The sequence below is a fragment of the Pseudomonas sp. 2hn genome (assembly GCF_019646095.1).
GTDB lineage: Bacteria > Pseudomonadota > Gammaproteobacteria > Pseudomonadales > Pseudomonadaceae > Aquipseudomonas > Aquipseudomonas peradeniyensis.
Genome location: NZ_CP081016.1, coordinates 353,957 through 376,818 on the forward strand (window position 1 = coordinate 353,957; position 22,862 = coordinate 376,818).

Sequence of the window (22,862 nt, forward strand, 5' to 3'; positions counted from 1 at the left end):
CGACATGGCCGCATCGAATTCCGACGCGCCAGCCCTTGTAGCGCGGGGCTGGTCGCGATAAGCACGCCGATGTCGCGGATGGGAATGTACGGCGCGGTGCGCTTGCGCATTATCGGAGCCATGAGAATGGCCGACAGTCGGCTGCTGGAGATGAACATGTCCGATACCTTCCTCAATCCGGTTACCACCCAGACCTGGGCCAATGGCCGCCACATCGTGCGTTGCGTCAAGGTCATCCAGGAAACCTGGGACGTGCGCACCTTCTGCTTCATGGCCGACCAGCCGATCATGTTCTTCTTCAAGCCCGGGCAGTTCGTCACCCTGGAGCTGGAGATCGAAGGCAAGCCGGTTATGCGCTCGTACACCATCTCCAGTTCGCCGTCGGTGCCCTACAGTTTCTCCATCACCGTCAAGCGCGTGCCGGGCGGGCTGGTGTCGAACTTCCTCCACGACACCATGCACGAAGGTGCCGAGCTGCCGGTGCACGGGCCGGTGGGGCTGTTCAACGCCATTGATTTCCCGGCGGGCAAGGTGCTGTACCTCTCGGGCGGCGTCGGTATCACGCCGGTAATGTCCATGGCCCGCTGGTTCTACGACACCAACGCCAACGTCGACATGGTGTTCGTGCACAGCGCCCGCTCGCCGAAGGACATCATCTACCACCGCGAGCTGGAGCAGATGGCCTCTCGCATCCCCAACTTCAGCCTGCATATCATCTGTGAGAAGCACGGCCTGGGCGAGCCGTGGGCGGGCTATCGCGGCTACCTGAACCAGCGGCTGATGGAGCTGATCGCTCCGGACTACCTGGAGCGCGTGATCTTCTGCTGCGGTCCGACGCCGTACATGAGCGCGGTCAAGCGCATGCTCGAGGCGGTCGGCTTCGACATGAAGAACTACCACGAGGAATCGTTCGGCGCGACGCCGCCTGAGGCCAAGGCCGACGCGGTGGAGCATGCCGAGGCGGCTGCCGATGCGCCGGAAGTGGATGTGGCCGACCTCAACCTGGTGGAGTTCGTCGGCAGCGACAAGAGCATCCGCGTGGCCCCGGGCGAGACCGTGCATGCGGCGGCGGCCAAGGTCGGGCTGATGATCCCCAAGGCCTGCGGCATGGGTATCTGCGGCACCTGCAAGGTGCTCAAGCTCGGCGGCGAGGTGGAGATGGAGCACAACGGCGGGATTACCGAGGAGGATGAAGCCGAGGGCTACATCCTGTCGTGCTGCAGCGTGCCGAAGGGGGATGTGCGGATCGAGTACTGATCTGCATGCGTACGGGGCTGCTTCGCAGCCCTTTCGCCGGCAAGCCGGCTCCCACAGGTATAGCGTGGGAGCCGGCTTGCCGGCGATGGACTGCAACGCGGTCCTGCTGACATGGGCACCTGATACTTTTACCAGTTTCACTCTTGCTACATCGCTGCCAAGCTTCGGAGGAATTCTCGACGAAGGGCAATGGACAGTGCCTACCTACCTGCTTGCCTGTGACAGACAGAACAGCCCCATCGACGGTGTTGGGTATCCCGGCCGCAGCTACACGGCCTATGGTGCGGTACCGTCACGGATCGGCCCGATAACAGGTTTCTGTGGCCAGCCACGCGATGCGCGACTGGATCGCTATCCACTGGGTAATGGGCACCGTCGGTATAACCCTATTTTGATGCGTTTCCATGAGCCTGATGCGCTGAGCCCGTTCGGAGAGGGAGGTATCAATGCCTATGCATACTGCTGTGCGGACCCGATAAACCGCAATGACCCAACGGGTAGGATCCCAGGAGCAGTTATGGCTGGCGCTTCAGTGATACAACACATGCTTGGCGTGGCATGGACATGGAGAACCTGGCCACAGGGTGGTGGGTTGGCTGTAACTTCTGCGCTGTCCAAGAAAGCTGGTCATGCCTTTCTAGTGACCGCAATCGCTCTGAAGGCTACCGATACTCCGGGCGCCCAAGTGTTCACTTTGGTGGGTGTCGGTGCCTTGGGGACAGCATCAGCCTTGAAGCATCTCGAGCTTACCTTGAAAAACAGGGCAAGTGGGATGGTAGGGGTTCAATCCCAAGGTTCGGATAGTGGGGTTCCGCTAATGGCTACGCTTCCCGTCAATGGGCCGCCAGGAGGATTGGAGCAGGTCGTCACGGAACGCCCTCCAGACCCGTTGAACATCCCTAGTGACACGAGCCAGCGTGCCTACAACACGAGACAGACGGATGTAGTAGATGTCTAGTGTAACTGACCATGGCCGCCACTATTTGGCAGGCATGGTCAGCCTCACGAGGGATGCCGCTCCAGTCTCAGCTCAATCAAGTTGAGGTAACCCCCACCTTCGACCATCAGGTCCTAAACCGCGCCACCAACCCATTCAGGTCCACCGCCAGCCGCGACAGCTCGGCACTCGCCGCGCTGGTCTGATGCGCCCCGGTGGCGCTCTGCACCGACAGGTCGTTGATGTTTACCAGGTTGCGGTCCACTTCACGGGCGACCTGGGCCTGCTCCTCGGCGGCGCTGGCGATCACCAGGTTGCGCTCGTTGATCTGCGCCACCGCGCCGGCGATGGTGTCCAGCGCCAGGCCCGCGCCACGGGCGATGTTCAGGGTCGACTCGGCGCGCTCGGTGCTGGTGCGCATCGAATCCACGGCCTGCTCGGTGCCGCCCTGGATGCTGCCGATCATCCGCTCGATCTCGCTGGTGGACTGCTGGGTGCGATGCGCCAGGGCGCGGACCTCGTCGGCGACCACGGCGAAGCCGCGGCCGGCCTCGCCGGCGCGGGCGGCCTCGATGGCGGCGTTGAGCGCCAGCAGGTTGGTCTGGTCGGCCAGGCCGCGGATCACATCCAGTACCTTGCCGATATCGCGGGACTGCTCGGCCAGGTGGGTGATCAGCTTGGCGGTGGACTGCACGTCGCCGCTCATGCGCTCGATGGCGCCCACGGTCTCCATCACCAGGTCACGACCATCGCCGGCCGAACGGCTGGCTTCGCTGGAGGCCTCGGAGGTGCTTACCGCGTTGCGCGCCACTTCCTCGACCGCGCTGGTCATCTCGGTGACGGCGGTGGCGGCCTGCTCGATCTCGTTGTTCTGCTGCTGCAGGCCACGGGCGCTTTCGTCGGTGACGCTGTTCAGCTCTTCGGCGGCGGAGGCCAGCTGGGTGGCGGAACCGGCGATCAGCTGCAGGGTGTCGCGCAGCTTGTCCTGCATCTTGGCCATGGCCTTGAGCAGGCGCGCTGCTTCGTCGGTGCCCTCGGCATCGATGTGGTGGGTGAGGTCGCCTTCGGCGATCTGCTCGGCGGACTTCAGCGCCTCATCGATGGGCTTGACGATACTGCGGGTGAGCAGGAAGGCGAATAGCAGGGTCAGCACCGTGGCGGCCACCAGCAGGCCGATCACCAGGCCGAAGGCGCCGCTGTACTGGTCGGCGGCCTGGGCGTTGGTGGCGCTGGTCTGGTCGGTGTTGATGCGCACCAGGGTGTCCATGATCTTGTTGATCTGCTCGGAGTTGTCCAGCAGGTCGCGGTTGAGCAGGTCGCGCAGGGCGTCGAGGTCGCCGGCCTGGCTCAGTGTGCGCATGCGCGCCTCGAGCTGGCGGTACTGGTTGAGCAGCAGGCCGTACTGGTCGAAGGCGGCCTTCTCGTCGGCGGCGGTCACCAGCGGCTCGTAGGCGCGGCGGGCCTTGTCGATCTGCGCGTTGCGCTCGTCGAGCAGGCGCAGGGTGTCCTGTTGGGTGGCCGGCTCGCGGTTGAGCAGCAGGCGGTAGGACAGGGTGCGCAGGCGCAGGTTGAGCGCGGTCAGTTCGTCGAGGGTCTTGATGCTGGGTACGCTGATCTCCTCAATGGTCACGCCGGCCTGGCGGATATTGCCCATCTGGATCAGCGAGAACACGCCGAGGCCCAGCATCAGCAGGCCGATCACGGCGAACCCGAGCAGTGCGCGCGGCGCGATATTCATATTGCGTAAGGACATGGAGGCAGTTCCCAAGGCAGAAGAGGTGCCGCGATCCATGCGACGGAAGAAGACCTGCCTGCCTATCGGTCGTGACCGGCCAGTCTTGAGTCCGTCATGCAAAAATTGTGAGGCAGCTAACTATTTTCCTGACCAGCGGTTGATCCAGGTCGGAACAAGGGGGCCGATCCTGGGTCAACCTGAACCTGGCAAACACCTTTTGAATCCGATATTTAATGGCGGGGGCGGCGGTTTTTCCTTATCGTGTGCGCCCTTTGCAACAACCCGAGATAGACGCATGTTGGAAACTTCCCTGAATCAACTCGAGCAACTGGTCAGCGACCTGATGCACAAGAACGCGCAACTGGCCGAGCAGAACGCCAGCCTCGGCCAGGAACTGGCCCAGGCCAAGGAAGAGAACGACAGCCTGCAGTTGTCGCTGATGGAGCAGGAAGAGAAGCACGGCGCCACCGCCGCCCGCATCCAGGCCCTGGTCGAGCGCGCCAGCGCAGGTGTCGTGAACGCATGAGACTGCAAGCGCAGCCGGTCAATGTCGTGTCGATCCTGGGCAACGACTATTCGCTCAAGGCGCCCGAAGGCCAGGAAGAAACCCTCTCCCAGGCCGTGCGCATGCTCAACGTCGCGCTGGCCGAAACCAAGCGCAACTATCCGACCCTGATCGGCGACAAGCTGCTGGTGCTGGCCGCGCTGAACCTGTGTTCCAAGCAGATCGAGCTGCAGCGCGAACACGACCGCACCCTCGAGCGCACCCAGGCGCAGATCGACGCCACGGTCGATGCCATCAGCCGGACCATCGGCGACCAGTAAAGCGCTCAAGCATCCTCTGTGGGAGCGGGTTTACCCGCGAATACGTCGGTGAAACCACCATCGTCTTCGCGGGTAAACCCGCTCCCACAGTTGTTTTGTGCTGTCTCGGATCACTGGAACAACTGGATACTTAAGTGTATACACTTCCCGAAAAACAATAATTATCGGGGAGTGGAACATGCACATCTGGCGGCGGAGCATCCAGTGGCAACTGATCGCAAGCATGGGCGCCGCCCTGCTGGCGAGCATCCTGGTGGTGGTGGCGATCTACACGATGGCGCTCAACCGCCTGACCGAGCGTTACCTGGTGGACACGGCGTTGCCGGCCAGCGTCGAGGCCATCCGCAACGATATCGAGCGCATGCTCGGCCAGCCGCTGGTGGCGGCGGCGGACATCGCCGGCAACACCCTCCTGCGCGACTGGCTGGCCGCCGGTGAAGCCCCGGCCGAGCTGCAGCGCTTCATCGAATACCTGGACGCGGCCAAGCAGCGCAACCACGCTTTCACCACCCTGTTCGCCTCCACCGTTACCGGCCACTACTACAACGAGAAGGGCCTGGACCGCACCCTCAGCCGCAGCAACCCCAAGGACAAGTGGTTCTACGGCTACATCGACAGTGGCGCCGAGCGCTTCATCAATATCGATATCGACGGCTCCACCGGCGAGCTGGCGCTGTTCATCGACTACCGGGTCGAGAAGGACGGCCAGCTGGTCGGTGTGGCCGGCATGGGCCTGCGCATGACCGAGCTGTCGAAGCTGATTCACGACTTCAGTTTCGGCGAGCACGGCAAAGTGTTCCTGGTGCGCAACGACGGCCTGATCCAGGTCCACCCCGACCAGCAGTTCAGTGGCAAGCGCCAGCTTGCCGAGCAGTTGGACGTCGAGGCGGCCAAGGCCGTGCTGGTGGGCGGTGAAGGCCTGCGCAGCAGCCGTTTCCAGCGTGATGGCGAGGATTACCTGGCCCTCGGCCTGCCCCTGCGAGACCTGAACTGGACCCTGGTGGCCGAGGTGCCGGAGGCTGAGATCTATGCTCAGGCCCGCCAGGCCATCTGGCAGACCTGCCTGATCGGTGGCGGTGTGGCGCTGCTGTCGTTATTGCTGGTGGTGCTGTTGGCGCGCGGGCTGGTCCGGCCCATTCGCCAGGTCACCGCCGCATTGGTGCAGATCGGCGGTGGCGCGGGGGATCTCAGTCATCGCCTGGACGACTCGCGCCAGGACGAGCTGGGCGATCTGGCCCGTGGCTTCAACCGCTTCCTCGACAGCCAGCGCGGCCTGATCGGTGAAGTGCTGCGCACCACCGAGCGCCTGCACCTGTCGGTGGAGCAGGTGACCCAGGTGGTGGACAACACCGCCGAGCGCTCGGGCCGCCAGCAGGAGATGACCGAGATGGTCGCCACCGCCGTGCACGAGATGGGCCTGACCGTGCAGGACATCGCCCAGAACGCCGGCTCCGCCGCCCATGCCTCGCAGTCGGCGCGCGACGAGGCGTTGCAGGCGCGGGAGGTGGTGCGCCGCTCCATCCACAACATCGAAGGCATGTCCGGGGAGATCGGTCGCGCCGCCGAGGCGGTGACGCAACTGGCCGACGAGGTTGCCTCGATCGACGAAGTGCTGGCGGTGATCCGCAGTATTTCCGAGCAGACCAACCTGCTGGCGCTCAACGCCGCCATCGAAGCGGCGCGGGCCGGCGAGATGGGCCGGGGCTTCGCCGTGGTGGCCGATGAGGTACGGACCCTGGCGCGGCGCACCCAGGTGTCCACCGACGAGGTGCAGCAGATGATCCACCGTCTCAAGCAGGGCGCGGGCACCGCCGTGGCGTCGATGCAGGCGGGGCAGCAGGCGACCGGCAACGGGGTCGAGTCGAGCCAGCGTACAGGGGCTTCGCTGGGGGCGATCACCGATCAGGTCGAGCGCATCAGCGGCATGAACGAGCAGGTGGCCACGGCGACCGAGGAGCAGTCGGCGGTGACCGAGGAGATCAACCGGACGGTGCAGGGGATTTCCGACCTGGCGCGGCAGACGGCCAGCGAAGTGCAGGGGTGTCGCGAGGAGTGCCAGGCGTTGCGTGGGTTGGCTGATGACCTGGCGCGGCAGATGGGTGGGTTCAGGCTTTAGATCGATGTTGGATTCTTCGCGGGTAAACCCGCTCCCACAGGTTGATCACGGTCCTTGAAGACAGTGCCGTACCTGTGGGAGCGGGTTTACCCGCGAATGCGATCTGTCAGGCACCAAAGATGGCGCGGATGTCCGCCGCCAGCTCACGCACCCGGGCTTCCTGGGTATCCCACGAACACATGAACCGCGCCCCACCGCTGCCAATGAAGGTGTAGAAGCGCCACCCCTTGTTGCGCAGCACTTCCAACGCATGCTCCGGCATCTGCAGGAACACCCCGTTGGCCTCCACCGGGAACATCAGCTCGACTTCCGGCAGATCGCTCACCAGCGACGCCAGCAGCTGCGCGCAGTGGTTGGCATGCTTGCCATGGCGCATCCACGCACCGTCCTCAAGCAGACCAACCCAAGGCGCCGACAGGAAACGCATCTTCGACGCCAATTGCCCGGCCTGCTTGCAGCGGTAGTCGAAGTCCTCGGCCAGGTCGCGGTTGAAGAACAGGATCGCCTCACCGACCGCCATGCCGTTCTTGGTGCCGCCAAAGCACAGCACATCGACCCCGGCCTTCCAGGTCAGCTCGGCCGGCGAGCAGCCGAGGAACGCGCAGGCATTGGTGAACCGTGCGCCGTCCATGTGCAGGTTCAGGCCCAACTCCTTGCAGGTGGCACTGATCGCCTTGAGCTCGTCGGGGCGATACACGGTACCCACTTCGGTGGCCTGGGTGATGGTCACCACGCGCGGCTTGGGGTAGTGGATGTCCTGGCGCTTGAGCGCCACTTCGCGGATCGACTCAGGCGTCAGCTTGCCGTTGACGCTGGCGGCGGTCAGCAGCTTGGAGCCGTTGGAGAAGAACTCCGGGGCGCCGCATTCGTCGGTCTCGACGTGGGCGGTCTCGGAGCAGATCACGCTGTGGTAGCTCTGGCACAGCGAGGCCAGGGCCAGGGAGTTGGCAGCGGTGCCGTTGAAGGCGAAGAACACCTCGCAGTCGGTCTCGAACAGCTTGCGGAAATATTCCGAGGCGCGTTCGGTCCACTGGTCGTCGCCGTAGGCGCGCTCGTGGCCCTGGTTGGCCTTTTCCATCGCGGCCCAGGCTTCGGGGCAGATCCCGGAATAGTTGTCGCTGGCGAATTGTTGGTTGTTGTCGGTCATGACGCCTGTCCTTTTGTACGACGCAGGAACGCACTCTAAACCATCAATTTGGCGGTTGCCTATGTAGGAGCGGCCTTGTGCCGCGAAAGGGGCGCGAAGCGGCCCCAGGATGTATGGCATGGCACAAATCGTCGGGGGCTGCCGCGCAGCCCTTTTCGCGGCACAAGGCCGCTCCTACAGGGATTGGTGTTGTCAGCAGATGAATGTCGTAAACGCGCCATTGCAAGGCGCGCGCAGGCATCTGTAGGGCCGTGCCCGGTCATACCATCGCTGCAAAGGGTGGGAAAACCCTCACCAGACAAGAAACGATCGCTGCCGGGAGATACACGATGTTCAGCAAGCAAGACCAGATCCAGGGTTATGACGACGCACTGCTGGCGGCGATGAATGCCGAGGAGCAGCGCCAGGAAGATCACATCGAGCTGATCGCCTCGGAGAACTACACCAGCAAGCGCGTGATGCAGGCCCAGGGCAGCGGCCTGACCAACAAGTACGCCGAGGGCTACCCGGGCAAGCGCTACTACGGTGGCTGCGAGCATGTGGACAAGGTCGAAGCACTGGCCATCGAACGCGCCAAGCAGCTGTTCGGCGCCGACTACGCCAACGTCCAGCCGCACTCCGGCTCCTCGGCCAACGGCGCCGTGTACCTCGCCCTGCTGCAGGCCGGCGACACCATCCTGGGCATGAGCCTGGCCCATGGCGGCCACCTGACCCACGGCGCCAAGGTGTCGTCCTCGGGCAAGCTGTACAACGCCGTGCAGTACGGCATCGACACCACCACCGGGCTGATCGACTACGACGAAGTCGAGCGCCTGGCCGTCGAGCACAAGCCGAAGATGATCGTCGCCGGCTTCTCGGCCTACTCGAAGACCCTCGACTTCCCACGTTTCCGCCAGATCGCCGATAAAGTCGGCGCGCTGCTGTTCGTCGACATGGCCCACGTCGCCGGCCTGGTCGCCGCCGGCCTGTACCCGAACCCGATCCCCTTCGCCGACGTGGTCACCACCACCACCCACAAGACCCTGCGCGGTCCGCGTGGCGGCCTGATCCTGGCCAAGAGCAACGAAGAGATCGAGAAGAAGCTCAACGCCGCAGTGTTCCCCGGCGCCCAGGGCGGCCCGCTGATGCACGTGATCGCCGCCAAGGCGGTGTGCTTCAAGGAAGCGTTGGAGCCTGAATTCAAGAGCTACCAGAAACAGGTCATCGAAAACGCCCAGGCCATGGCCCAGGTGTTCATCGAGCGCGGCTACGACGTGGTCTCCGGCGGCACCGACAACCACCTGTTCCTGGTCAGCCTGATCCGCCAGGGCCTGACCGGCAAGGACGCCGACGCCGCCCTCGGCCGCGCCCATATCACCGTCAACAAGAACGCCGTGCCCAACGACCCGCAGTCGCCGTTCGTCACCTCGGGCCTGCGCATCGGCACCCCGGCCGTCACCACCCGCGGCTTCAAGGTCGCCCAGTGCGTGGCGCTGGCCGGCTGGATCTGCGATGTGCTGGACAACCTGGGCGACGCCGATGTCGAGGCCGATGTGGCCAAGAACGTCGCCGCCCTGTGCGCCGACTTCCCGGTCTACCGCTGAGTGGAGCAGAACACCATGCAACGTTATTCGGGCTTCGGCCTCTTCAAGCACTCCCTCAGCCACCACGAGAACTGGCAGCGCATGTGGCGCACGCCGACCCCGAAAAAGGTCTACGACGTGGTCATCGTCGGCGGTGGCGGCCATGGCCTGGCCACGGCCTACTACCTGGCCAAGGAGCACGGCATCACCAACGTGGCGGTGGTCGAGAAGGGCTACCTGGGCGGCGGCAACACCGCCCGCAACACCACCATCGTGCGTTCCAACTACCTGTGGGACGAGTCGGCGCATCTGTACGAGCACGCCATGAAACTGTGGGAGGGGCTGTCCCAGGACATCAACTACAACGTGATGTTCTCCCAGCGCGGCGTCTACAACCTGTGTCACACCCTGCAGGACATCCGCGACTCCGAGCGCCGGGTTAACGCCAACCGCCTCAATGGCGTGGACGGCGAGCTGATCCGCACCGAGCAGGTCGCGGCCGAGATCCCGTACCTGGACTGCTCGAAGAACACCCGCTATCCGATCCTCGGCGCCACTGTGCAGCGCCGTGGTGGCGTGGCCCGTCACGACGCCGTGGCCTGGGGCTTCGCCCGTGCCGCCGACGCCCTGGGCGTGGACCTGATCCAGCAGACCGAGGTGATCGGCTTCCGTAAAGAGAATGGCGCCGTGATCGGCGTCGAAACCAACAAGGGCTTCATCGGCGCCAAGCGCGTCGGCGTGGTCACCGCCGGCAACTCCGGCCACATGGCCAAGCTGGCGGGCTTTCGCCTGCCGCTGGAATCGCACCCGTTGCAGGCACTGGTCTCCGAGCCGATCAAGCCGATCATCGACAGCGTGATCATGTCCAACGCCGTGCACGGCTACATCAGCCAGTCCGACAAGGGCGACCTGGTGATCGGTGCCGGTATCGACGGCTGGGTCGGCTACGGCCAGCGCGGCTCCTACCCGATCATCGAGCACACCCTGCAGGCGATCGTCGAGATGTTCCCGATCCTCTCCCGCGTGCGCATGAACCGCCAGTGGGGCGGCATCGTCGACACCACCCCCGACGCCTGCCCGATCATCTCCAAGACCCCGGTGAAGAACATGTTCTTCAACTGCGGCTGGGGCACCGGCGGCTTCAAGGCCACCCCGGGCTCGGGCAACGTGTTCGCCGCGAGCCTGGCCAAGGGCGAGATGCACCCATTGGCCGCGCCTTTCTCCATCGACCGTTTCTACAACGGCGCGCTGATCGACGAACACGGCGCCGCTGCCGTCGCCCACTGACCCGGAGACAACCGTCATGTTGCAAATCTTCTGTCCCCACTGCGGCGAGCTGCGCTCCGAGGAAGAATTCCACGCATCAGGCCAGGCGCATATCGCCCGCCCGCTGGACCCGAACGCCTGCTCCGACGAGGAGTGGGGCACCTACATGTTCTTCCGCGACAACCCGCGTGGCATCCACCATGAACTGTGGGACCACGTCGCCGGCTGTCGCCAGTACTTCAACGTCACCCGCGACACCGTGACCTACGAGATCCTGGAAACCTACAAGATCGGCGAGAGGCCTCAGGTCACCGCCGCCTCGAAACAGAGCACCGCGCCAGCGACCGCCAAGGGCCAAGGGGAAAAAGTATGAGCCAGACCTATCGCCTCGCCAGCGGCGGCCGTATCGACCGCAGCAAGGTGCTGAACTTCAGCTTCAACGGCAAGACCTACCAGGGCTATGCCGGCGACACCCTGGCCGCCGCGCTGCTGGCCAACGGCGTCGACATCGTCGGGCGCAGCTTCAAGTACTCGCGCCCCCGCGGGATCATCGCCGCCGGTACCGAAGAGCCGAACGCGATCCTGCAGATCGGCTCCAGCGAAGCCACCCAGATCCCCAACGTGCGCGCCACCCAGCAGGCCCTGTATGCAGGCCTGGTGGCCACCAGCACCAACGGCTGGCCGAACGTCAACAACGACATGATGGGCATCATCGGCAAGGTCGGCGGCAACATGATGCCGCCCGGGTTCTACTACAAGACCTTCATGTACCCCAAGTCGTTCTGGATGACCTACGAGAAGTACATCCGCAAGGCGGCGGGCCTCGGCCGTGCGCCGCTGCAGAACGATCCGGACAGCTACGACTACATGAACCAGCACTGCGACGTGCTGATCGTCGGCGCCGGCCCTGCCGGCCTGGCCGCCGCGCTGGCTGCCGCCCGCAGCGGTGCTCGGGTCATCCTGGCGGATGAGCAGGAAGAGTTCGGCGGCACCTTGCTCGACAGCCGCGAGACACTCGACGGCAAACCGGCTGCCGATTGGGTAAGCGCCGTCGTCGCCGAGCTGGAAAGCCTGCCGGAAGTCACCCTGCTGCCACGCAGCACGGTCAACGGCTATCACGACCACAACTTCCTCACCATCCACGAGCGCCTCACCGACCACCTCGGCGACCGTGCGCCGATCGGCCAGGTGCGCCAGCGCGTGCACCGTGTTCGTGCCAATCGCGTCGTGCTGGCTGCGGGCGCCCACGAGCGTCCGCTGGTGTACGGCAACAACGACCTGCCGGGCAACATGCTGGCCGGCGCCGTGTCCACCTACGTGCGCCGCTATGGCGTGGCGCCGGGCCGCAAGCTGGTGCTGTCGACCAACAACGACCACGCCTACCGCTGCGCGCTGGACTGGCACGACGCGGGTCTGCAGGTGGTCGCCATCGCCGACGCTCGCCACAATCCGCGTGGCTCGCTGGTCGAAGAGGCTCGTGCCAAAGGTATCCGTATCCTCACCTCCAGCGCCGTGATCGAGGCCAAGGGCAGCAAACACGTCACCGGCGCCCGCGTGGCCGCCATCGATGTGCAGGCGCACAAGGTCACCAGCCCAGGTGAAACCCTCGACTGCGACCTGATCGCGACTTCCGGTGGTTACAGCCCAGTGGTCCACCTGGCCTCGCACCTGGGCGGTCGCCCGGTCTGGCGTGAAGACATCCTCGGCTTCGTGCCGGGCGACGCACCGCAGAAGCGCGTGTGCGTCGGTGGCGTGAACGGCGTCTATGCCCTGGGCGATGTGATCGCTGACGGCTTCGAGGGCGGTGTTCGCGCCGCCACCGAAGCCGGCTTCAAGGCCAGCGTCGGCACCCTGCCGAAAACCCTGGCGCGCAAGGAAGAAGCCACCGTGGCGCTGTTCCAGGTGCCCCACGACAAGGGCACCGCCCGTGCGCCGAAGCAATTCGTCGACCAGCAGAACGATGTCACCGCCGCCGCCATCGAGCTGGCCACCCGCGAAGGCTTCGAGTCGGTCGAGCACGTCAAGCGCTACACCGCCCTGGGCTTCGGCACCGACCAGGGCAAGCTGGGCAACATCAACGGCCTGGCCATCGCCGCCCGCTCGCTCGGGATCGGCATCCCGGAAATGGGCACCACCATGTTCCGCCCCAACTACACGCCGGTGACCTTCGGCGCGGTGGCGGGCCGGCACTGCGGCCACTTGTTCGAGCCGGTGCGCTTCACCGCCCTGCATGCCTGGCACATCAAGAACGGCGCCGAGTTCGAGGACGTCGGCCAGTGGAAGCGCCCGTGGTACTTCCCCAAGCCCGGCGAAGATATCCACACCGCCGTGGCCCGCGAATGCAAGGCCGTGCGTGACAGCGTCGGCCTGCTGGACGCCTCGACCCTGGGCAAGATCGATATCCAGGGCCCGGACGCGCGCGAATTCCTCAACCGCATCTACACCAACGCCTGGACCAAGCTCGACGTGGGCAAGGCCCGCTACGGCCTGATGTGCAAGGAAGACGGCATGGTCTTCGACGACGGCGTGACCGCCTGCGTCGGCGACAACCACTTCATCATGACCACCACCACCGGCGGCGCCGCCCGCGTGCTGCAGTGGCTGGAGCTGTACCATCAGACCGAATGGCCGGAGATGAAGGTGTACTTCACCTCGGTCACCGACCACTGGGCGACCATGACCCTGTCCGGCCCCAACAGCCGCAAGCTGCTGGCCGAGGTCAGCGACATCGACCTGGACAAGGAAGGCTTCCCGTTCATGAGCTGGAAGGAAGGCCTGGTCGGCGGCGTGCCGGCACGGGTGTTCCGTATCTCTTTCACCGGCGAGCTGTCGTACGAGATCAACGTCCAGGCCAACTACGCCATGGGTGTGCTGGAGCAGATCGTCGAGGCGGGCAAGAAATACAACCTGACCCCGTACGGCACCGAGACCATGCACGTGCTGCGCGCCGAGAAGGGCTTCATCATCGTCGGCCAGGACACCGACGGCTCGATGACCCCGGACGACCTCAACATGAGCTGGTGCGTGGGCCGCAACAAGGCCTTCTCGTGGATCGGCCTGCGCGGCATGAACCGCGAGGACACCGTGCGCGAGAACCGCAAGCAGCTGGTGGGCCTGAAGCCGGTCGACCCCAACGTGTGGCTGCCGGAAGGAGCCCAGCTGGTGTTCGATCCGAAGCAGCCGATCCCGATGGACATGGTCGGCCACGTCACCTCCAGCTACGCGGCCAACTCCCTGGGCTATTCGTTCGCCATGGGCGTGGTCAAGGGCGGTCTCAAGCGCATGGGCGAGCGGGTGTATTCGCCCCAGGCCGACGGCAGCGTGATCGAGGCCGAGATCGTGTCTTCGGTGTTCTTCGATCCGAAGGGCGAGCGGCAGAACGTTTGATATCAGGATGACGCGATCTTTGTGGGAGCGGGCTGGCCCCGCGATGCGATGGTGGCCTTAGATGCCGCTATCGCGGGGCAAGCCCGCTCCCACGAGGTCAGTGGTTCCTCGCACAAGAATTCAAGGCAGGTAAGAAATGAGCGCTATCAACGTCTTCCAGCAAAACCCCGGCGCCGACGCCAAGGCCCAGTCGCCGCTGCACCATGCCGACCTGGCCAGCCTGGTCGGCAAGGGCCGCAAGAACGCAGGCGTGACCCTGCGCGAGAAGAAACTCCTCGGCCACCTCACCCTCCGTGGCAATGGCCACGACCAGGCCTTCGCCGGCGGCGTGCACAAGGCCCTGGGCCTGGAGCTACCGGTGGCCCTGACCGTGGTCGCCAACAACGAGATGTCGCTGCAATGGGTGGGCCCGGACGAGTGGCTGCTGATCGTTCCCGGCGGCCAGGAGTTCGCCGTCGAGCAGAAACTGCGCGACGCCCTCGACGGCCAGCACATCCAGGTGGTCAACGTCAGTGGCGGGCAGACCCTGCTCGAACTGCGCGGCCCCAACGTGCGCGACGTGCTGATGAAATCCACCAGCTATGATGTACACCCGAACAACTTCCCGGTCGGCAAGGCCGTCGGCACTGTGTTCGCCAAGTCGCAGCTGGTGATCCGCCGCACCGCCGAGGACACCTGGGAGCTGGTGATCCGCCGCAGTTTCTCCGACTACTGGTGGCTGTGGCTGCAGGACGCGTCGGCCGAATACGGCCTGGCCATCGAAGCGTAAGGAGCATTACCCATGAGTCGGGCACCGGACACCTGGATTCTCACTGCCGACTGCCCGAGCATGCTCGGCACGGTCGATGTGGTGACGCGTCACCTCTACGAGCAGCGCTGCTACGTCACCGAGCACCATTCCTTCGATGACCGGCTATCGGGGCGGTTCTTCATCCGCGTGGAGTTCCGCGTCCCGGATGGCTTCGACGAGGATGCCTTCCGTGCGGGGCTGGCCGAGCGCAGCGGGGCTTTCGGCATGGCCTTCGAGCTGGTCGCGCCGAATCACCGGCCCAAGGTGGTGATCATGGTGTCCAAGGCCGACCATTGCCTGAACGACCTGCTGTACCGCCAGCGCATCGGCCAGCTGGCCATGGACGTGGTCGCGGTGGTGTCCAACCATCCTGACCTGGAGCCGCTGGCGCACTGGCACAAGATTCCCTACTACCATTTCGCCCTCGACCCGAACGACAAGCCGGCGCAGGAGCGCAAGGTATTGCAGGTGATCGAGGAGAGCGGTGCCGAGCTGGTCATTCTTGCCCGCTACATGCAGGTGCTGTCGCCGGAGCTGTGCCGGCGGCTGGATGGCTGGGCGATCAACATCCACCACTCGTTGCTGCCGGGGTTCAAGGGCGCCAAGCCGTATCATCAGGCCTACAACAAGGGCGTGAAGATGGTTGGCGCCACGGCGCACTACATCAACAACGACCTGGACGAAGGGCCGATCATCGCCCAGGGCGTCGAGGTGGTGGACCATGCGCATTATCCCGAGGACCTGATTGCCAAGGGGCGCGATATCGAGTGCCTGACACTGGCGCGGGCTGTTGGTTATCACATTGAGCGGCGGGTGTTTCTTAACGCCAATCGGACTGTGGTGCTTTGACGATAGCCGGGGCTGCTGCGCAGCCCTTTCGCGGCACAAGGCCGCTCCTACAGGGATCGCATTCCCTCTGTAGGAGCGGCCTTGTGCCGCGAAAGGGGCGCGCAGCGGCCCCAGCTTTTCCCCTGCCGCAAAAAGACATCCCCCTGTCGCATCCAGTCACCGCCCCACCTCCCATCCAGCCCACAATCCCCTTCATCCAGTAACACAGGCCGCCCACGGAAAGGCGGCGCTTTCCACCACCGCTGCATAAATACAAATCAAGCGAGGTAAGAAGCATGTCTGGTAACCGTGGAGTGGTGTATCTCGGCGCGGGCAAGGTCGAGGTGCAGAAGATCGACTATCCCAAGATGCAGGACCCGCGCGGCAAGAAGATCGAGCACGGCGTCATCCTCAAGGTGGTCTCCACCAACATCTGCGGCTCCGACCAGCACATGGTCCGCGGCCGCACCACCGCCCAGGTCGGCCTGGTCCTGGGCCACGAAATCACCGGTGAAATCGTCGAAATGGGCCGTGACGTCGAGCGCCTGAAAATCGGTGATCTGGTGTCGGTACCCTTCAACGTCGCCTGCGGCCGCTGCCGCTCGTGCAAAGAGATGCACACCGGCGTCTGCCTCACCGTCAACCCGGCCCGCGCCGGTGGCGCCTACGGCTATGTCGACATGGGCGACTGGACCGGCGGCCAGGCCGAGTATGTGCTGGTGCCCTACGCCGACTTCAACCTGCTGAAACTGCCGGACCGCGACAAGGCCATGGAGAAGATCCGCGACCTGACCTGCCTGTCCGATATCCTTCCCACCGGTTACCACGGCGCCGTCACCGCCGGTGTTGGCCCGGGCAGCACCGTCTACGTCGCGGGCGCCGGCCCGGTCGGCCTGGCCGCCGCTGCGTCCGCCCGCCTGCTGGGCGCCGCCTGCGTCATTGTCGGCGACCTCAACCCGGCCCGGCTGGCTCACGCCAAGTCGCAAGGTTTCGAAGTGGTCGACCTGTCCAAGGACACTCCGCTGCACGAACAGATCATCGATATCCTCGGTGAGCCGGAAGTGGACTGCGCCGTCGATGCCGTTGGCTTCGAGGCGCGCGGTCATGGGCATGAAGGTGCCAAGCATGAAGCTCCTGCCACCGTGCTCAACTCGCTGATGCAGGTGACTCGCGTGGCCGGCAAGATCGGTATTCCGGGCCTGTACGTGACCGAAGACCCGGGCGCGGTGGATGCCGCCGCCAAGATCGGTGCCCTGAGCATCCGCTTCGGCCTGGGCTGGGCCAAGTCCCACAGCTTCCACACCGGGCAGACCCCGACCATGAAGTACAACCGCCAGCTGATGCAGGCGATCATGTGGGACCGCATCAATATCGCCGAAGTGGTGGGGGTACAGGTGATCAACCTCGACCAGGCGCCGGAAGGCTATGGCGAGTTTGATGCAGGGGTTCCCAAGAAGTTTGTGATCGACCCTCACAAGATGTGGGGTGCGGCCTGATTCGCTAAGCGATGCCCCTCCCAGTGAGGGGCATTTTTTTACTCGTCAATCACGCCTGATTGTAGAGCCCGCCCGCACCACAGCACTGGAGTCGTTCGGATCGACGGCCCTTCTGGCCAACTGTTGTCCCCAAAGAGTCAGGCCGTTACGACGATTCTGCAGGTTGTTCAGATGAGTAGGACTGAAAGGGCTGGTCGGGCCATACATTGCGTTGGCTGCCTCCACGGTGAAAATTTCATTGCTCAATTCAAGGAAGCTATCCAGGTTGGTTCTTGTGACATGCACCGTGGCTGGGCCTTTGTGCGGATCGGCGATCACCTCGAAAAGCTCAGTGGTCTGTTTTCTTGTACGGGTAGAGTTAACAGCTCGGTGTTGCGCAGTTTCGCCTTGTCCAATAATCTCGATGGTCGTTGTGGTCAGCGTTTCCTGATGGTCTACCGTGAAGCGCTGTTTGATGGGAGTGCGCTTGCTCCTGAGAAACCTGGGGGCTTTGGGCACGACTTCGGCGATTGGTGGCGCAGCCTTGATAAGTGTCTGCACATGCCCGCTCGGGTCGGAATAATTGATCGGGTCGGCGCTGCAGTACACATAAGCGTTTAGCCCTCCCCTCCCAAACGGACTCCAGCTGTCGGGTGAGTGAAACCGCATCAATACCGGGGAGTATGCGCGGTAGCCGTTGCCAAGCAGATAGCACGCCGTTACGGGCTCAACACACTCGCCATTGAATCCGAGCAGTGTCCCGAAGGCCTGTATTTCCAGGGCGTGACCATAAGCGGTATAGGCATGGTTTTGCTCAGACGTTTCATTGAGCCTGGCCAACACCGAACCTTTGCTGTCGGTTGCAAGCAGGCCAGCACCGCAGGCTGGGTTGTTTGCCAGCGGCCTGTCGGTATTGCGCAGAATGCTGTGCAGTTGGCCATCTTTGTCGAGGTGCTTCATGCAGGGCTCCTGTTTGTAACCAGGGACTGATTGGCGTTGCAGCAGACTATTGACCAAGTGTTGGGTGTGCGGCTACTGGCAGAAATGACAGGCACATGCAGCCCCGGGCCTGTACGTGACCGAAGACCCGGGCGCGGTGGATGCCGCCGCCAAGATCGGTGCCCTGAGCATCCGCTTTGGCCTGGGCTGGGCCAAGTCCCACAGCTTCCACACCGGGCAGACGCCGACCATGAAGTACAACCGCCAGCTGATGCAGGCGATCATGTGGGATCGCATCAATATCGCAGAGGTGGTGGGAGTGCAGGTGATCAGCCTGGATCAGGCGCCGGAGGGGTATGGCGAGTTTGATGCGGGGGTGCCGAAGAAGTTTGTGATTGATCCGCATAGGACGTTTAGTGCGGCGTGATTGGCTGTTGAAATTCTATTTATAAGATAAGCAAAGCCCCTTGTAGGGGCTTTGTGACTTTCTAAGCTTTAATGGCTTGAAAGGTAAGCAGGTGTGGTGTTGTATTTATTGACGCTATGAGCGCACTTTTCCGGTATCATCGACCAAACTGGATTCAGCGGCGGAGAATGACCGGTTATAAACTTCCGTCCCCAGCTCTTTTTGGTAGCCAGCTAAGGTGGTGTTGAGGTCTTTTATCTGTTGGATCAGATTTTTCCTAGTGGCGAGCATTAGGTTGTAATCGGCTTTCTTCTTTAGGTTTTCTTCGGCTAATTTCATTTTTTTATTATTTGCGCTTTCAAGATCTCTCTCGCTAATTTTTACTTTTTGTCCAGCGCTGTCGCGTGAGCCAATGCCGTAATTTGCATCTACGTGACTTAGTCGTGTAGGTGCGTTGTCAATATATTGTTTTGTTTTTGTTAGGTCGGCATCAATCTGTTTTATGGATGATTGAAGTTTTTCATTCTGCTGTAGGATGGATTTTATTTCTGTTTCTCTCGGTAACTGTCGTCTGTTGGCTCTCATCATATGCCCCGAGGGATCGACATAGTTAATTGGGTCGCCAGCGCAATAGCTATATGCATTGATTCCGCCTGATCCAAATGGACTCATGTCGTCTGGAGAGCTGAAGCGCATCAACGCAGGGCTGTAGATTCGGTAGCCATTCCCGAGTGAATAGCACCCCGTTGCTGAACGAGGCTCGCCGTTGAATCCAAGCAGTGATGCCGATGTTGGGTTGGATGGCTCGTACCCATAGGCTGAGTATGAGTAATTGATGTCATTTGAACTTCCAGTAATGCGTTGGACCGAATTTTTCGAATCCGTGACCAAAAGCATCGATTCTGGGTGGTCTTTACGTCTTTGTGTCATAGGACCTCCGATACCGTTAGCCTGCTGACTTGTGACTTTGCGGCGGCGGTGAACAATCAGCAACTAGCAAAAATACCAGGTATCTGGACGTTTCCTACTTGTTCGCAAGGTGTTTCTTACAGATTGTGCATGGTCGAGAGAATTACCTTACGTAGTCTGTCGGTTTGCGTCTGATTGTCCGGAGAATCTCTACCCAATAGGCTTTCTCGGTCGCTGTCGGTTCAGCGATCGGGTGTGGAAACCCGGCAGTCACGACCCACTGTCGTCATGGCAGTTGTGCACGGGAGGCCTTATGGCCTACCGGGTTACTCGTGACCGGTTTTCCACCCCGTGTACAACTGCCGCCCTACGTGTGGAAACGGACGGGAGCAGTTCAACCACACGAGTGACTGCCATGAAAAAAATCGTTCCCGACCCGCCCCACCAATTCGCCTTACCCCCCGACAAATCCCTCGCCCGCGCCATCCACGACGGTGTCGTGCCCATGGAATACGTGCTGGCCAACGTCTCCCACTACCTGATGTTCGCCTTCAGCGACAGCCACCGGGCGCTGGACCGCATCGAGGACGAGGAGACGCGGCAATTGCTCAAGCTTGGGCTGCGGGCCATGCAGATCGCCTGGGGGCAGGCGGATGCGCTGGCCAGTGCGGTGGAAAACAGAGCTGGCCAGTAAATGTCCATCGCGGGGCAAGCCCGCTCCCACGAATGACCCAGCGCTGCGTGGGAGCGGGCTTGCCCCGCGATAAGGCCCTTGCAATGAACACCGATGGCCGGCCCGGAACAAACCCCTGGCATTCCAGTCCAACCCCTCGTTTCCCGGCCATTCCGGCCGCCGAGGTCCCTCCCGATGAAAGCATTCACCCTGGTAACCCTGATGACCCTGGCCGCAAGCCCGGTGTTCGCCTTCAATCTCAGCGACGCGGCCAATGCCGTCTCGGCCATGCAGAACCAGAATCAACAGGGCCAGGTGCAGGCCCCGGCTGGCCAGGCCAACTTGCTCAACACCTTGGGCAGCGAATTGAAGATCACCCCCGAACAGGCCATTGGTGGCGCCGGGGCGATGTTGGGGCTGGCGCGCAACAACCTCAGCGGTGACGACTATGGCCAACTGACCAAGGCTGTGCCGGGGCTGGACCTGCTGTCCGGCACCAATGCGCTGGGTGGGTTGAGCGGGCTGGGGCAGTTGCTGGGCAGTGACAAGAACAGCTCTGCACTGAGCAATGCGCTGGGCGGAGAGGTGCAGAACCGCAACGACCTGGACACCGCGTTCAAGGCACTGGGCATGGATACCGGGATGATCGGGCAGTTCGCGCCGTTGATCCTGCAGTACCTGGGGCAGCAGGGGATTGCCGGGTCGTTGTTGCAGAACCTGGGGAGCCTGTGGAACACCCCTGCGCCGTTGAGCCAGCCATCGGTTTGAGTGCCAGACGCGGGTCCTGTAGGAGCGGCCTTGTGCCGCGAAAGGGCTGCGTAGCAGCCCCGGGATTGATGCATCAACGCTGAAACCCTGGGGCCGCTGTGCGGCCCTTTCGCGGCACAAGGCCGCTCCTACAAGGGACAGCGAAATGCTGTAGGCGCGGGCTTCAGCGCATCTCGGCGCGCAACTGCTCGATCCGCTGGTCCTTCTCCAACCACAGCTGGTTCACCCAGGCCTGCACGGTCTGGCGGAAGGCCGGGTCGTTCTCATAGTCGCCCTCGCTCAGCGCCGGGTCCAGCTCGCGCACGCGGATGTCGATGATCACCCGGCTGATGCTGCCGTTGAGCAGGTCCCAGAACCCCGGCGCCTTGTCGCCCGGGTAGACGATGGTCACATCGAGCAGCGCATCCAGCTGCTCGCCCAGCGCCGCCAGCACGAAGGCCACGCCGCCGGCCTTGGGCTTGAGCAGGTGGCGGTAGGGCGACTGCTGCTGTTGGCGCTTGGCCTCGGTGAAGCGGGTGCCTTCGAGGTAGTTGACCACGGTCACCGGCTGGCGCTTGAACAGCTCGCAGGCGGCCTTGGTGATCTCCAGGTCCTTGCCCTTGAGTTCGGGATGCTTGTCGAGGAAGGCCTTGCTGTAGCGCTTCATGAACGGGTAATCCAGGCCCCACCAGGCCAGGCCCAGCAGCGGCACCCAGATCAGCTCCTTCTTGAGGAAGAACTTGAAGAACGGCACGCGGCGGTTGAGGCTCTCGATCAGCGCCGGGATATCGACCCAGGTCTGGTGGTTGCTCACGCACAGGTACGAGGTGTCCTGGCGCAGGGTGTCGACACCGCGGATATCCCACTGGGTGGGGATGCACAGGGCGAAGATGGCCTTGTCGACTTCCGACCAGGTTTCGGCGATCCACATCACCGCGGCCGACGCGTAGTCGCGGCCACGGCCGGGCAGTACCAGCTTGAGCAGGGCGAAGACCAGCAACGGGCCGATCAGCACCAGGGTGTTGAGCAGCAGCAGGGTGAGGGTGAGGATGCCGGTCAGCAGGCGACGCATAAAGGGACTCTTGTTGTGTAAGGTGAACGGTTGGCAATGATAAGCAGGGTCTGGCCCTTAGCCAAACGTCGTACGTCCATTAACTGGGACAAATGTTTCACATTGTGTTGTTTAACCTTTGCCGACGAACCTATCCTGCCTGCGCAGTCTAAGCACTGACCCCTCTCAAGGAAGCCTGCCCCGTGAAACCCCTGCTTGCCCTGCTGTCCCTTCTGGCGCTGCCGGTGATGGCCGCCGAGCCCACCCTGTACGGCCGCTACGAGAACATCGCCCTGCCGGAGATCGGTGAAACCCTGAAGGCCAAGATGGACACCGGTGCCTACACCGCGTCGCTGTCGGCCAAGGATATCGAATTGTTCACCCGCGACGGCGAGGACTGGGTGCGTTTCCGCCTGGCCACCAAGGATGCCAATGGCAAGGTCTACGAACACAAGCTGGCGCGCATCAGCAAGATCAAGAACCGCGCCGACGAGGAAGAAGAAGGCGATGCGCCCGAGCTGTCGCGCCGCCCGGTGGTCGACCTGGAACTGTGCCTGGGCGACGTGAAGCGTACCGTGGAGGTCAACCTGGTCGACCGCAGCAGCTTCAACTACCCGCTGCTGGTGGGCGCCAAGGCCCTGCGCGAGTTCAAGGCGGCGGTGAACCCGGCGAAGAAGTTCACGGCGGGCAAGCCGGACTGCTGATTTCGCATTGGGGGCGCTTCGCGCCCCTTTCGCGGCGCAAGGCCGCTCCTACAGGTATTCGCGTTTCCCTGTAGGAGCGGCCTTGTGCCGCGAAAGGGCCCGCAAAGG

At 63.2% G+C, this 22,862-nt stretch carries 20 protein-coding genes and 2 pseudogenes; 17 read left to right on the forward strand and 5 right to left on the reverse strand.

The annotated features are described in order from the left end of the window. Positions 1 to 156 precede the first annotated feature (156 nt). Positions 157 to 1,257 (forward strand): glycine-betaine demethylase subunit GbcB, encoded by a 1,101-nt coding sequence (gene gbcB, locus K2O50_RS01680; protein ID WP_050703446.1) that lies wholly within the window; start codon positions 157 to 159, stop codon positions 1,255 to 1,257. 85 nt (positions 1,258 to 1,342) lie between these two features. Then, positions 1,343 to 2,215 (forward strand): RHS repeat-associated core domain-containing protein, encoded by an 873-nt coding sequence (locus tag K2O50_RS01685; RefSeq protein ID WP_177330814.1) that lies wholly within the window; start codon positions 1,343 to 1,345, stop codon positions 2,213 to 2,215. 106 nt (positions 2,216 to 2,321) lie between these two features. On the opposite strand, the gene K2O50_RS01690 is transcribed toward K2O50_RS01685, so the two are convergent. Next, positions 2,322 to 3,947 (reverse strand): methyl-accepting chemotaxis protein, encoded by a 1,626-nt coding sequence (locus K2O50_RS01690; RefSeq protein WP_050703434.1) that lies wholly within the window; start codon positions 3,945 to 3,947, stop codon positions 2,322 to 2,324. A gap of 277 nt (positions 3,948 to 4,224) precedes the next feature. Here K2O50_RS01690 and K2O50_RS01695 point away from each other — a divergent pair, with 277 nt between their 5' ends. The 4 genes and pseudogenes from K2O50_RS01695 to K2O50_RS26825 all read left to right on the forward strand — a co-directional run bounded on the left by K2O50_RS01695 (position 4,225) and on the right by K2O50_RS26825 (position 6,870). After that, positions 4,225 to 4,455 (forward strand): hypothetical protein, encoded by a 231-nt coding sequence (locus K2O50_RS01695; protein ID WP_028688440.1) that lies wholly within the window; start codon positions 4,225 to 4,227, stop codon positions 4,453 to 4,455. Next, positions 4,452 to 4,754, forward strand: coding sequence for a cell division protein ZapA (locus K2O50_RS01700; RefSeq protein WP_050703435.1), 303 nt, complete (start codon positions 4,452 to 4,454; stop codon positions 4,752 to 4,754). The genes K2O50_RS01695 and K2O50_RS01700 overlap by 4 nt, the downstream gene beginning before the upstream one ends. 361 nt (positions 4,755 to 5,115) lie before the next feature. Next, a pseudogene (locus K2O50_RS26820) lies at positions 5,116 to 5,958 on the forward strand (cache domain-containing protein); the annotation flags it as partial. A gap of 207 nt (positions 5,959 to 6,165) precedes the next feature. Continuing rightward, complete coding sequence (locus K2O50_RS26825; protein WP_409077824.1) at positions 6,166 to 6,870, forward strand: methyl-accepting chemotaxis protein; 705 nt, start codon at positions 6,166 to 6,168, stop codon at positions 6,868 to 6,870. 106 nt (positions 6,871 to 6,976) lie between these two features. Here the strand turns inward: K2O50_RS26825 and K2O50_RS01710 are convergent, their stop codons facing one another. Beyond that, positions 6,977 to 8,017 (reverse strand): low specificity L-threonine aldolase, encoded by a 1,041-nt coding sequence (locus K2O50_RS01710; protein ID WP_050703437.1) that lies wholly within the window; start codon positions 8,015 to 8,017, stop codon positions 6,977 to 6,979. Between the two features lie 329 nt (positions 8,018 to 8,346). Between K2O50_RS01710 and K2O50_RS01715 the strand changes: the two genes are divergently transcribed. The 7 genes from K2O50_RS01715 (at position 8,347) to fdhA (ending at position 17,346) form a co-directional block, all read left to right on the forward strand. Continuing rightward, on the forward strand, positions 8,347 to 9,600 hold the full coding sequence (locus tag K2O50_RS01715; protein ID WP_050703438.1) for a serine hydroxymethyltransferase: 1,254 nt from the start codon (positions 8,347 to 8,349) through the stop codon (positions 9,598 to 9,600). 15 nt (positions 9,601 to 9,615) lie between these two features. Further along, entirely contained in the window at positions 9,616 to 10,866 is a 1,251-nt protein-coding gene (locus K2O50_RS01720; RefSeq protein WP_011536148.1) for a sarcosine oxidase subunit beta family protein, read from the forward strand. Positions 10,867 to 10,882: 16 nt separating this feature from the next. Next, entirely contained in the window at positions 10,883 to 11,218 is a 336-nt protein-coding gene (locus K2O50_RS01725; RefSeq protein WP_050703439.1) for a sarcosine oxidase subunit delta, read from the forward strand. Further along, positions 11,215 to 14,232 carry a sarcosine oxidase subunit alpha gene (locus K2O50_RS01730; RefSeq protein WP_050703440.1) on the forward strand — a complete coding sequence of 1,006 codons (3,018 nt, stop codon included), beginning with the start codon at positions 11,215 to 11,217 and terminating at the stop codon, positions 14,230 to 14,232. Before K2O50_RS01725 ends, K2O50_RS01730 begins: the two co-directional genes overlap by 4 nt. Positions 14,233 to 14,368: 136 nt before the next feature. Continuing rightward, positions 14,369 to 15,001 (forward strand): sarcosine oxidase subunit gamma, encoded by a 633-nt coding sequence (locus K2O50_RS01735; protein WP_050703441.1) that lies wholly within the window; start codon positions 14,369 to 14,371, stop codon positions 14,999 to 15,001. 12 nt (positions 15,002 to 15,013) lie between these two features. Continuing rightward, the gene (purU, locus tag K2O50_RS01740) at positions 15,014 to 15,871 is read left to right on the forward strand and encodes a formyltetrahydrofolate deformylase (RefSeq protein WP_050703442.1); all 858 of its coding nucleotides are present in this window, start codon (positions 15,014 to 15,016) and stop codon (positions 15,869 to 15,871) included. A 275-nt stretch (positions 15,872 to 16,146) separates the two neighbouring features. Then, positions 16,147 to 17,346 carry a formaldehyde dehydrogenase, glutathione-independent gene (gene fdhA, locus K2O50_RS01745; protein ID WP_050703443.1) on the forward strand — a complete coding sequence of 400 codons (1,200 nt, stop codon included), beginning with the start codon at positions 16,147 to 16,149 and terminating at the stop codon, positions 17,344 to 17,346. A 45-nt stretch (positions 17,347 to 17,391) separates the two neighbouring features. Here fdhA and K2O50_RS01750 read toward each other — a convergent pair whose 3' ends face one another. Continuing rightward, positions 17,392 to 18,285 carry an RHS repeat-associated core domain-containing protein gene (locus K2O50_RS01750; RefSeq protein WP_050703444.1) on the reverse strand — a complete coding sequence of 298 codons (894 nt, stop codon included), beginning with the start codon at positions 18,283 to 18,285 and terminating at the stop codon, positions 17,392 to 17,394. Between the two features lie 103 nt (positions 18,286 to 18,388). Here K2O50_RS01750 and K2O50_RS01755 point away from each other — a divergent pair. Further along, a pseudogene (locus tag K2O50_RS01755) lies at positions 18,389 to 18,691 on the forward strand (formaldehyde dehydrogenase, glutathione-independent); the annotation flags it as partial. A 114-nt stretch (positions 18,692 to 18,805) separates the two neighbouring features. On the opposite strand, the gene K2O50_RS01760 reads toward K2O50_RS01755, so the two are convergent. Then, complete coding sequence (locus K2O50_RS01760) at positions 18,806 to 19,600, reverse strand: RHS repeat-associated core domain-containing protein (protein ID WP_082337610.1); 795 nt, start codon at positions 19,598 to 19,600, stop codon at positions 18,806 to 18,808. A gap of 394 nt (positions 19,601 to 19,994) precedes the next feature. Between K2O50_RS01760 and K2O50_RS01765 the strand changes: the two genes are divergently transcribed. Further along, the gene (locus tag K2O50_RS01765) at positions 19,995 to 20,273 is read left to right on the forward strand and encodes a hypothetical protein (RefSeq protein WP_062572570.1); all 279 of its coding nucleotides are present in this window, start codon (positions 19,995 to 19,997) and stop codon (positions 20,271 to 20,273) included. 174 nt (positions 20,274 to 20,447) lie between these two features. After that, on the forward strand, positions 20,448 to 21,020 hold the full coding sequence (locus tag K2O50_RS01770; RefSeq protein WP_050703447.1) for a DUF2780 domain-containing protein: 573 nt from the start codon (positions 20,448 to 20,450) through the stop codon (positions 21,018 to 21,020). Between the two features lie 163 nt (positions 21,021 to 21,183). On the opposite strand, the gene K2O50_RS01775 is transcribed toward K2O50_RS01770, so the two are convergent. Beyond that, on the reverse strand, positions 21,184 to 22,071 hold the full coding sequence (locus tag K2O50_RS01775; protein WP_050703448.1) for an acyltransferase: 888 nt from the start codon (positions 22,069 to 22,071) through the stop codon (positions 21,184 to 21,186). 182 nt (positions 22,072 to 22,253) lie between these two features. Between K2O50_RS01775 and K2O50_RS01780 the strand changes: the two genes are divergently transcribed. Then, a complete protein-coding gene (locus tag K2O50_RS01780; RefSeq protein ID WP_050703449.1) occupies positions 22,254 to 22,754 on the forward strand; it encodes an ATP-dependent zinc protease in 501 nt (166 codons plus the stop codon). Positions 22,755 to 22,862: the final 108 nt, after the last annotated feature.